Source organism: Verrucomicrobiia bacterium (assembly GCA_036405135.1).
Classification (GTDB): domain Bacteria; phylum Verrucomicrobiota; class Verrucomicrobiia; order Limisphaerales; family JAEYXS01; genus JAEYXS01.
In genome coordinates, this window is sequence record DASWYF010000037.1 from 165,953 (window position 1) to 177,650 (window position 11,698).

Below are 11,698 nucleotides of genomic sequence, written 5' to 3' on the forward strand. Positions count from 1 at the left end.
ATCTCCTTGTCACAAACAGTCTGCTTCACCGTTCTGAGCATTGAAGGCGCAAACAAAGAAATGCCGGAAAACCGAAAAACAAGCATGATTATGAAAACGAACATCAGCAAAAACAAATCCACCACTTCTGTCCAAAAGTTTGGGAAATGGCTCGCTCTATGGTTGATGGTCTTGGGTATCCAACTGGAAGCCAAGGCTCAAGGGATGTATCTGGGTGTACAGGTTGTACCGCATCCGCAAGGAGTGATGGTGCAACAGGTGTATGCCAATAGCCCGGCTATGCGTATGCATCTGCCCGGCAGCAGAGAGCTGTTCAACTTGGAGCCGGGAGATGGGATACTACGTGTAAATGGCGTGCAAGTGCTTGGTCCGGAGCATTTTGTTGCGCTGATAAGGAATGCGCCTCCACAGGCGGAACTGCTGGTGGGTGACGCCCGCACGGGGCAGATCCGCCCCTACTATGTCATCTTAGCACCTATCGTGAGTCCCCAGCCATATCTGTCGCAGATTCCACCGCAGGCGCAAATCATGCCGCGCCTTGCAGAAACTGAGGCTGAGCGGCAAACCCGCATGATGATCCGGTCACGTGAACGCGGAGCCAGAATGAACCTGGAGATGATTGAGCATATGGTAAACGATCCCTCCTACCTAAACCTTTCCAAGTCGGCGCCTTGAGAGTTGGGTTGGTCATGTGGGGAAGCGGCTCCGGCGGGTATGCCGGAGCCGCTTTCTTTTTGCCAGTAGGACCGAAAGCATGGATGACCAATCGGCTTTCCAAACGGCTCGTAAAATTGTCTGTCACAGCTTCCGTTTCAGCCCGTGTTGTTCGGTGAAGGGGAACATAAACAAAGATTCCCTAAAATAACCAAGAACCGCACACAGACATGAAAACAACCCGTTCCACTCTCCTGAAAATCACCCAATCCACATTGCTCGGTGTCACGCTGGCCACTTTGTTCACCGCCTGCGCCGGTCCGCGGTATGCGGTTCAGCCGGTCTTAAACTCAGAACTTAAAAGCCATCATCAACAGGGGATGGTGGTTCTGGAATCGGACAAAAAGCATGTGGTGACCGTCCGTCCTTTGCAAAACCAGGTTCGCGCCAAGGAACGGTTGAAGTTTCTGGTGGCGGTGGGCAACCAAGGCCAGGAACCGTTCGAGTTTTCCCTGGATGATGTGCAGGTCAGCGACAACGACCAACCGTTGAAACTCTATTCCTATGAAGAACAGAAACGGGAAATCGAAAATGCGGCGGCCCTGATGGCCCTCGCTGCGGGGATCAATGCAGCGAGTGCCTCCATCAATGCGGCCATGCCGCAGACGACATACGCTAACCTTTCTGTGCCTGGTGGCGGCAGCATGAACTACCAGTTGACCACCTTCAATCCCGCCAATGCGGCCGCTCAGCAGGCCGCTATCCAGGCAAATTTGTCTTCCGAGATGCAGGCTATTTCTGCCGGTTCGGCTGCGCAGTTGAACAGCTTGAGCGCAGTTTTGCGGCAGAACACGGTCAAACCCGGACTGGCTGCCGGCGGGGTAGTCATGGTCCAGGCTGTCAAGACGCTAGGGAGCCATGAGATCAAACTGCACGTCCAAGCGGAGCAGGAAGACCACGAGTTCACTTTTACCATGGAAAAGCTCCCCAAGTGATGCCCCAGAAAATTGTCTGTCACAAGCCGCAAACACAGCCGTGTTGTCCGGTGAAGGCAATACTCACATGAATCTTAACTGCTGAAAACCGATGAAAGACATCAATACAGTCCATAAACAGATGATCCAGAATCCGAGTTTGAGACTTAGCGTCTTCCGTGCGGGCATCCTGATTGTGTCGCTGCTTTGCGCATTGCTTGCTAGGGCGGCCGCACCTGCTGGTCAAGTGGTTGCATGGGGAAACAATACAAGCGGCCAAACAACGGTCCCTTCTGCTGCTCAAGCCGGGGTTGTGAAGGTCGCTGGCGGAGAATGGCTTACATTGGCCTTAAATAACGATGGCTCAGTATTGGCTTGGGGATACGACGGCACAGTCCACAAAAGGCAAGTGCCAGCGGCAGCGCAGAGCGGGGTTGTGGCCATCGCCGCCGGTCGGGAGCATTCGGTGGCTTTGAAAGATAATGGCGAGGTGGTTATTTGGGGGCAGTCACCGACCATACCGAGTGTTCCAGCAGAAGCCCAAAGTGGAGTGATAGCAATTGGTGCCGGGGTCAATCACACGGTGGCCTTGAAGAGTGACGGTTCGGTAATTGTTTGGGGATCCAACACGTATGGACAATCGGATGTGCCGCTGGCTGCTCGCACTGGCGTTGTCGCAATAGCTTCTGGAGCTTATCATATCTTGGCACTGAAAGATGATGGCTCAGTGGTGGCTTGGGGCCAAAATCTTTTTGGCGGAGTCAGCGTGCCTGCTTCAGCAGGTAGCAGAGTGGTTAAAATCGCGGCAGGACTTTATCATAGTTTGGCTCTGAGAAGCGATGGCTCTGTGATTGCCTGGGGATCAAATATCCATGGCGAGACAACAGTGCCAACCTCAGCTCAAAGCGGGATTACAGATATCAGTGCAGGGCAATACTTCAGCATGGCCCTAAAGAGCAACGGGGGAGTGATTGCTTGGGGCGACAATCGAAAGGGGCAGACAAGCGTTCCTATCGCAGCCCAGAGCGGAGTAACAGCCATCTCAGCTGGCAGTGATCACTCTTTGGCAATTCTAGGTACTGCGGTATCTGCTGGCCCCTCAATAGCCATTACGTCTCCAACCACAAACCCCTCATATTCCACCAGTGGCAGTTTCCTTAACCTAGGGGGGGCCGCGAGTGATGACGTGGCCGTCACGGAAGTTGCGTGGGTGAATGACCGGGGCGGGAGCGGCCTGGCCAATGGTGTTTCCACATGGAGCATCAGCGGCATTCCGCTCCAGGCCGGCGTTAACGTCATCACAGTCACAGCCAAGGACGGAGCCAATAACAGAGCTTCGGACATCATCACGGTAACTTACACGCCAAACGTGGAGCGGTTTTGGTTTGACAGTAATTTCAATCCGCCAGCCGTGGATGAGTTCATTTGGAAGACCGCCTTGCAACCGGACGGAAAAATTCTTGTGGGAGGTGGTTTTTCCGAGGTGAACGGGATGACGCGCTCCGGCCTTGCCCGCATCAACCATGATGGTTCTCTTGACGCTGCTTTTAATCCAAGCGCTAACGATGGAGTTTGGAGCATCGCTGTGCAAGCGGATGGCAAAATTCTCATTGGCGGAGATTTCACGACGATAAACGGTACCGTTCGCAATCATCTGGCCCGACTCAATGCCAACGGCACATTAGATACCGCCTTCAGTCCCAGCCTCAATGGTACCGTTGAATCGATTGCCGTGCAACCGGACGGGAAAATTCTGCTGGGTGGATCCTTTACTGTGGCAGGTGCAAGCACGACGCGGAATCGCATCGTCCGACTCAACGCGGATGGAACTTTGGATGCGAGTTTCAATCCCAACGTGAACGATACGGTTCTCCGTATGGTGATCCAGCCTGATGGAAAAATTCTGCTGGGCGGCACATTTTCATCAGTAGGCGGGGTAACCCGTAACGGTATTGCACGAATTAATGCAAACGGCACTCTGGACACGGATTTCAATCCTAATGCCGACAGTGCTGTTCTTGGGCTCGCGCTTCAGTCGAACGGGAAGGTTGTAATTGGTGGAGCTTTCACTTCAGTAGGTGGAGCAGCCTGTAACTATATCGCCAGACTCAACTCGAATGGCTCCATGGATGCCAGCTTCAATGCTAATGTTGATGATTGGGTCTTTGACGTATTGGTTCAACCAGATGGAAAAATTCTCGCAGGCGGAGACTTTACCTGGGCTGGCGAAATGGAACGCATCGGATTTGCGAGGTTCAATACGGATGGCACATTAGATGCCGATACAGACATCGGCGCTGATGGTACGATTATCAGTATCACACTACAGCCAAACGATAAAATTGTCATTGGTGGGGTTTTTACTGAGGTTGATGGGGTAATCTGCAACGGTCTAGCCCGTCTCAACGGAAACGGAGTGCCTGATTCCATCAACACTCCGGTCATCTCCAGCACAAGCACGGCTTCGGCTATTCAAGGCCAGTCCTTCACCTACCAGATCGTTGCAAATAACAACCCGACCAGTTTTGGTGCGTCCGGTTTGCCTGCTGGGCTTACGGTAAACACATCCAGCGGGTTGATCAGCGGGACACCCACAGTCACTGGGGTATTTACGGTCAATCTCTCCGCCAGCAATGCGGGTGGAACTGGTACGAAGAACCTGGTTCTGACGGTGAATACGGCCAATGTCAGCCCTTCATTCAGCCAGCATCCTGCCAATATGACAGTCACGTCTGGCAATACAGTTACTTTTACCGCTTCCGCCACGGGCACTCCCGCGCCCATAGTAGTCTGGCAGCGTTCTGTGGATGGAGGTTCCTCCTGGAGTAATATGGCTGATGGAAATGGCTTCTCTGGCTCGACCTCAAGCACTTTGCAATTGACCGGAGTCACGATGGCGATGAGTGGACAGAAGTTCCGCCTCACAGCCTCGAATACTTCAGGCAGTGCCAACAGCCAGGCGGCTACATTGATGGTTAATCCGCTGGTTGTCAGCGCAACCGCTGGTGCCAATGGCTCAATCAGCCCAAGTGGAGCCATCAACAAGGATGCTGGTGCCAGCCAAACGTTCACGGCCACACCCAGCGCGGGCTATCAAGTGGATCAGTGGCTGGTGAACGGTAGTGTGGCTCAGACTGGAGGAGCGACTTACACGTTGAACAGCATCCAGGCGAATCAAACGGTGTCGGTCAGCTTCAAAGCGGTGACTTACACCGTTTCAGCGAGTGCTGGTGCCAATGGCAGCATCAGTCCTGTTGGTGCCATTTCCAAGAACGCGGGTGCCAGCCAAACGTTTACGGCCACACCCAACGCCGGCTATCAGGTGAATCAGTGGCTGGTGAACGGCAGCGCGGTGCAGAGCGGCGGGTCAAGCTACACGCTGAATAACATTCAGGCTAACCAAACTGTGGGAGTGACTTTTAACGTCGTGACTACAAGCTACACCATCACAACAGCTGCCGGGGCAAATGGTTCGGTCAGTCCTAGTGGTTCGGTCAGCAAGGATAGCGGCACCAGCCAGACGTTCACTGCGACACCGAATACGGGGTATCAAATCGATCAATGGCTGGTAAACGGTGCTGTGGTGCAAACGGGAGGAACAACCTTCGCGCTCAATAACATCCAGGCGAACCAGGCGGTCTCAGTGTCCTTTAAGGCACTGAATTATATGATTACGGCGAGCGCCGGTGCCAATGGTGGAATCAGTCCTGCCGGTTCCTTCTCCAAGAACGCGGGCAGCAGCCAGACCTTTACCGCCACGGCGCAGACTGGTTATGCGGTTGATCAGTGGTTCTTGAATGGAAGCCCAGTTCAGTCTGCTGGTACAAGTTACACATTGAACAACATTCAGGCCAATCAGACGGTATCGGTCAGCTTCAAGGTGGTGACGAGCAGTGGCCGTTCACTTAAGGTTGTTTCCACTGCCACCACGGCAGGCTCATCGGTAGTGGTGCCAGTGCAATTGGTAGCATTGGGTGACGAGAATGCCATTGGCTTCAGCCTCACTTTTGATCCGGCTAAATTGAGCAATCCGCGGATCAGTCTGGGCAATGGCTTGCCTGCTGGAGTGACGCTGAATGCGAACACGCTGCAGGCCAGCAATGGCAAGCTCGGGGTTGCTCTCGCTCTGGGTACCGGTCTCAGCTTCGGCAATGCGACCTATACGCTGGTTAACATCACTTTCGATACAGCGACCGGCTTGAATGGGGTGGAATCCGCCCTGACGTTCGGCAATCAACCGATTGCGCGAGAAGTGGCCGACGCGGCGGCAAATTCTCTGCCTGCAGATTATATCGGCGGCACGGTGACGTTCACCTCCGGATATGAAGCAGATGTGGCACCCCGGCCCAACGGTACGGGTGACGGCAGCCTAAGCATCACAGACTGGGTTCAAATCGGCAAATTTGTGGCCGGGCTGGAGGTTCCTGCGTCTGGCAGTGAGTTTCAGCGCGCAGATGTTGCCCCGATTGAAACCCGTGGCGATGGCATCTTGAAAATTGGCGATTGGGTGCTGGCGGGACGCTATGTCGCCGGATTGGAGCCAGTCGCTCCGGCTGCTGGACCGACCCAGGCGTCTCCAGAGCTGGCTTCGTTCAATCTGGCTAGCGTCAGTAGTGAACGGCAGATTCATATGGGAAATCTGCAAGTGATGGGGGGGCAGGTTTTCGAAGTGCCGGTCATGCTTGAGGCGTTGGGTGGTGAGAATGCGGTGGGCTTCAGTATTCAGTTTGATCCAGCGCTGGTGACGTTACTCGCGGTGGAGGCAGGCAGTGCCACGACTGGTGCTCCTTTGATCCTGAATGACCAGCAAAAGGCCGCTGGAAAATTCGGTGTGCTTACCGGTGCGGCTGCCGGGCAGGGGCTTGCCGCCGGCCAGCATGAAATCGCCCGGATCCGTTTCCAAGCCAGCAACTCGGTATTCGCTAAGAGTGCGCTGAGTTTCACGGGTTCCCCGGTACGCTTGGATGTTTCCGATGCGAACGGCAACTCGCTCCCCACCGCTTATACGGACTCGCAGATCGAGGTAGTAAGCAGCCGCCTGAGTGCAGCTGCCGGACAATCCGCCCAGAGCGTAAAAACTGAAGGCTACCGCCTGGCCGTTCAAACGATGGCTGGCAAATCCTACCGCCTTGAATGGTCCCAAGACCTGAAGACTTGGAACTTGCTGGGCACATTCACTGGCACGGGCGAGGTCATCGAACAGCTTGATGTCGCGGCCAAGACTGCTCCGCAACGTTTCTACCGGGTAGTGGAGAACTGATGCCCGTCAAAAAATTTCCGTCATATGTGTGGCGGAATTCGGCAGGTCTGGGTGTAAAACTGTGTGCCACCCAGGCCTGCCTTGTGTTTTTTGGGATTCCGTTCCGCCAACCAGCATCCAACCTCTCGGGCATTGATTTCGCCCAGAACAACCTATAGCGTAGTCAAAGTGCGTTCGCCCTCGATGATTGTTTCCTTTAGGAATAATTCAGGCAAAGCACGCTAAGGGAATGGCAAGCGGCTGGCTGGAAATCTCTGATGGCAGGAAAATTCCGATCGGGGTCAATTGTTCGATTGGCCGTGATCCAGGTAATAGTGTCGTGTTATCCAGCAATTTGATCTCGCGCCGTCATGCTATGATCCATTTGCAATCGGAAGGCGAGTATTGGCTTGTGGATTTGGGCAGCCGCAACGGGGTAATGCTCAATGGCCGTCGGGTCGCCCAGCCGGTGGCGCTAACCGACGCCGATGCTTTGGAGATTGGCGGCCACCAGTTCGTCTTTCGCCAGCCAGCCAGTTCCGGCAAAACGGCGCCGCCGTTTGAAGTGGGGCTTACGGCAGACCGGACAGTGGGCAACCACACCGCAGCCCAGCTTTGGATATTACTGGCGGACATCAAAGATTTCACCCCCCTTAGCCAGACGATGCCGGGTGACCAACTGGCCAAGCTGGTCGGAGTCTGGATCGCACAGTGCAAACAGGCGGTAGAGAACCACGGTGGCGAGATAAACCAGTATTTGGGAGACGGTTTTATGGCTTTTTGGCCGTCGCCTATGACCGAACAACAGGGCATTCTGGCCTCGCTGGGGGAACTGGAGGCATTGCGCAAGCAAACAACGCTTCAATTCAGGCTCTTGCTCCACTTCGGGGCTGTGACGATTGATCATTCCATAAGTGAAGGCAAAAACAGCTTGATCGGACCTGAAGTCAACCTGGCATTTCGTATGGAAAAGATTGCGGGCAAGCTGGGGGTTGATTGCATGGCCACGGCTGGTGCCGCCCGCAAGCTGGAAGGTTTTTGCCAGTTGATTCCGTTGGGTGAGTTCGAGTTGAAGGGCTTTGAAGGCAAGCATTCCACTTACAAAGTAGAGCTTGCTGGTTAGCCGATGCGGAAAATAGGAAGATACTGTAACAAGAGAGTTAGCTTAGAGCCTGTCATGAACTTTTGGGAGGAAAAGTCTGTACAATGTAAATACATTCTGAGCATAAGCTTGGAATGGCGAAGGAACGCAAAGGATATCCGAGTGATGTGAGCGATGAGGAATGGGCTTTTAGTGCGCCGTATCTGACCTTGATGAAGGAGGATGCGCCACAACGTAAATATGCCCTGCGCGATCTCTATAACGGTTTGCGCTGGTTCATCCGGGCAGGCTGTCCGTGGCGGATGATGCCCAATGACCTGCCGCCGTGGACGGCGGTGCAGCAACAGACCGAGCGGTGGCTGGCCGCCCAATGCTTTGAGCGCATGGCCGAGGATTTGCGGTTGCTGCTACGCTTGTGGGAAGAGCGCGGGGGGCAGCCGACGGCGGCCATCTTCGACAGTCGTACGTTGCAATCAACGCCGGAGAGCGGTGCTCGGGCCGGATATGACGGAGCCAAGAAGCGCAAGGGCAGCAAGGTGCATGCGGCAGTGGATACACTGGGCCATCTGCTGGCCTTGAAGGTGACGCCAGCCAACGAGCAGGACCGGGCCCAGGTGGGCGAACTGGCACAGGCCGTACAGGAGGCCACCGGTGAAAATGTTGCGATCGGCTATGTGGATCAGGGCTACACAGGTGAGGAACCAGCCGCCCAGGCGGAAGCCAAAGGCATCCGCTTGGAAGTAGTCAAACACCACGAAGCCAAGCGCGGGTTTGTGCTCCTGCCACGCCGCTGGGTGGTGGAACGGTCCTTTGCCTGGGCCGCACGTTTCCGACGGCTGGCGCGTGATTACGAACGGCTCGCTTCAACCTTGGCTGGCTATCACTGGCTCGCCTTTACCATGCTTATGCTCCATTCGCTGTTTATTCAAAGTGCATGACAGGCTCTAGAGCGATTGGGAAGCGAACTCAGTAAGTGCCTGAATTTGCTTTTCCGGCTTTCACTTTTTTATTTTCAGGCTGGTCCGGGAACCCGAAATGGTGTCCTTGGCGTAGTGCATCCCGCCACGGTTGCTCATCTTCACCAATCGATAACACGCTTTCATCGCTCTTGCAGTATGGCTCAAGAGCGGTTCCGGAACCAAAAGGATAGGGCTGACCTAAAGCCGGATTAGACCGGATTCGGCAAAACTAGGATTTTTGGCGCGAGTTTTGGTGTGAATCGGACCTCCGTTGCGTTTGTAACCTGCTAAGGCACAAGCACTTAACAGTTGGAGGCGAGGGTCGGAATCGGTGCTGAAACCGATGTTTTAACCAGCAATTTGCCACGGTACACCGCGGAATCAACTGGAATCGGCGTCTATCCGAAGGTGCCGGTTTTCAGGGTCGTGGTGTACGATTTGGTATGCGCTGTAATCGTCTAGATGAACTAGTTGTTTCAATCAGGCGTCTTCAATCGGCAACATGTGACGGAGGATAATCGGCGCTTTGGATGGCGATCGCAAAATCTCCGAAAGCTATGGCAAATCTGCGACGCCAAGTAGCTTTACGAGCCGCTGACTGAGGTATTGCCAATAGTGGTTTTCCATCATCCGATGATAAAGATTGAACCTCGCCAATCAATTCTTTGGCCACCGACTGCCACTGATCACGAGTGCGCGTAGAATACGGCTCCAATCCAGTGATTTTCTTCTGCATGATCACATCGCCATGCTCGTATTGCCCTGAGCGAATCAGTCTAACGTAGATGTTCAGAATATGGGCCGAACAATTTATATCCGTGTTAAGAACGCCTTTTTTCCCCCAGATTGAGGAGCCAAAACCAAGCCTCCTCAGATTCGCCAGACTCTCTTTGTCCATCTTTCCACTGAATCCAACGATGACCGGCCAAGAGATGTCGTGATTTAAGAACTCCTTTACTTCTTTTGGTGCGGCCATGAGTGCAGCGGCCAGTTCAACGGTCGCAATCTTTGCGAGAATCGCAAGAATTGCTAATGATCGTCCCTCCCCGCGTCTAGCTCGAGTTCCCAAATCTTCAAAAAAGCTAAAATGAGCGATGATCTTGTTGCGCAAGCTCTCGTGCTTCGCACCATTACCTAGGAGGAGCCATGGCATGCGATTATCCGAGAAAATCAGTTGCCGGGAAAAATCATCCCGTTGGGGTCCAAGAGAGGCCTGGAAGAATTCGCCAAAGCTCATCTTCCTGATTCGAGTGGATTGAATTGGAGCAGTCGGTTTTTTGCGTGCGGTCGGTTTAGGCTTTGAGTTTGCAACCTCTTTAAGTGGGGATTTCATGAAGCGGAGTTTCAACGTCAGCAACAGCGCAATACAACAAGAAAATGTAACCTGCGCGAAAGAGAATGAGGTTGTAACTGAATTTTTGAATGAGCAGCGGATATGACATTTTTTGAACATCGATGTCATAACGCACAGCAAGCTATCTGGGGTAGCTTCACTCGTGGCAAGCCCGTGGCAAGCCAGCTATTTATGAAATCCGATTACGATAATCAGATACCCGGCGTTCTGCAAATGGTGAGATTGCCAGCGCGCCTGACGACATCACAGGCGGCTATCGTACTCGGAATGCATGCAGATCACATAGGATGGCTAGTTGGCGCGAAACTGCTCAATCCACTAGGAGGTGTAGCACCTGGAAAAGCAATGTACTTTGCATCCAAAGAAATTGAGGAGCTGGCGCTGAATGTGCGTTGGCTAAACAAATCGAGTCGAGTGATCACTGCTCGAATCTCGATCAAGAACAAAAACTCCGACACTAGAAAAAATCTATGAAAGAAAAACTAGAGATCGCGATCATACAACTAAGCCGCATTGAATTGCTGCTGGGGCGCATGGGTAAAAGAGCACTGCTCTTCATTATGCTTTCCGCGCGCATCCTTTGCATGATGCGCATGACCTGCGCCCACGGTGAGTACACGAAAAACATCGAGCTGGCAGCAACAATCTCACCACGTGAATGCCGGAGAAGGTGTGCGGGGTTCAAGTTTCTGGTTGTTAACGTGATGCATAAAGAATTCTGTTTGGCCACTATTCAGTCATTGACGATCAGGGAGATCTCATTGGCGCTAAAACACATCAACTCTCTAAAGGCACTTACCACCGATTCACGTCATCCGAGGAAAACGTGCGATCGCAAATGCGACAGTAAGAAGCAGTTGCACGGGACCATCCGCGCCATTGCTCGGGCGATTCGTCGGCTGGATCCTCAGAATTCCGATGCGGTACTGATATTGTTTCAATACTTGCAAAGGCGAGGAACCAAAGGCCTTGAGCGGTTGGGTGCACCCTTCCATCCAAAAGTTCCCAACAGATTGCCTCTTGAAAAGAAGGAAACCGCTCGCAAGACGTCCGTTTCAACTACTGAACTACCACCAATACCGCGCATTGCGCTTGTGTTGGATAATGAACAGCAACTCTCGTTGCCAATCGAGAACAACTAGCCCGAACAACTAACAATAATCCGCATCCATGAAAAAGCGAGGTCGCCCAAAAACCCCAACCCCCAGATCTCATTCAGTGGTAATATACCTGACTGAGACAGAGCTGGGATGCTTGCAGAGTACTCTGATTAAAAACAAATCGCTTAGCGCCCAGTTGAGAAACCGTGTTTTGGGAAAGCAACCGAAGGCCAATGACCCTGTTAATGTTGCAGAGCGAATCTTCATGAGGGTGGGGACAATCAGAAGACTGTGTGCTGAGCTCTGCCTGGCCATC

Annotated in this window: 8 protein-coding genes; 7 read left to right on the forward strand and 1 reads right to left on the reverse strand. The window is 53.3% G+C overall.

Annotation, left to right across the window (positions count from 1 at the left end; genetic code table 11):
- Positions 1–90: 90 nt before the first annotated feature.
- The 5 genes from VGH19_18490 (at position 91) to VGH19_18510 (ending at position 8,907) form a co-directional block, all read left to right on the forward strand.
- Positions 91–675: a PDZ domain-containing protein gene (locus VGH19_18490; protein ID HEY1173364.1), complete on the forward strand. Its 585-nt coding sequence runs from the start codon at positions 91–93 to the stop codon at positions 673–675.
- 209 nt (positions 676–884) lie between these two features.
- Positions 885–1,649: a hypothetical protein gene (locus tag VGH19_18495; GenBank protein HEY1173365.1), complete on the forward strand. Its 765-nt coding sequence runs from the start codon at positions 885–887 to the stop codon at positions 1,647–1,649.
- 91 nt (positions 1,650–1,740) lie between these two features.
- Complete coding sequence (locus tag VGH19_18500; protein HEY1173366.1) at positions 1,741–6,888, forward strand: putative Ig domain-containing protein; 5,148 nt, start codon at positions 1,741–1,743, stop codon at positions 6,886–6,888.
- A 229-nt stretch (positions 6,889–7,117) separates the two neighbouring features.
- A complete protein-coding gene (locus VGH19_18505; GenBank protein HEY1173367.1) occupies positions 7,118–7,990 on the forward strand; it encodes an adenylate/guanylate cyclase domain-containing protein in 873 nt (290 codons plus the stop codon).
- A 113-nt stretch (positions 7,991–8,103) separates the two neighbouring features.
- Complete coding sequence (locus tag VGH19_18510; GenBank protein HEY1173368.1) at positions 8,104–8,907, forward strand: IS5 family transposase; 804 nt, start codon at positions 8,104–8,106, stop codon at positions 8,905–8,907.
- Positions 8,908–9,418: 511 nt separating this feature from the next.
- On the opposite strand, the gene VGH19_18515 is transcribed toward VGH19_18510, so the two are convergent.
- Positions 9,419–10,390, reverse strand: coding sequence for a hypothetical protein (locus VGH19_18515; protein ID HEY1173369.1), 972 nt, complete (start codon positions 10,388–10,390; stop codon positions 9,419–9,421).
- Positions 10,391–10,453: 63 nt separating this feature from the next.
- Between VGH19_18515 and VGH19_18520 the strand changes: the two genes are divergently transcribed.
- Together VGH19_18520 and VGH19_18525 are read left to right on the forward strand one after the other, a co-directional pair.
- A complete protein-coding gene (locus VGH19_18520) occupies positions 10,454–10,756 on the forward strand; it encodes a hypothetical protein (GenBank protein ID HEY1173370.1) in 303 nt (100 codons plus the stop codon).
- Positions 10,753–11,424, forward strand: coding sequence for a hypothetical protein (locus VGH19_18525; GenBank protein ID HEY1173371.1), 672 nt, complete (start codon positions 10,753–10,755; stop codon positions 11,422–11,424). The genes VGH19_18520 and VGH19_18525 overlap by 4 nt, the downstream gene beginning before the upstream one ends.
- Positions 11,425–11,698: the final 274 nt, after the last annotated feature.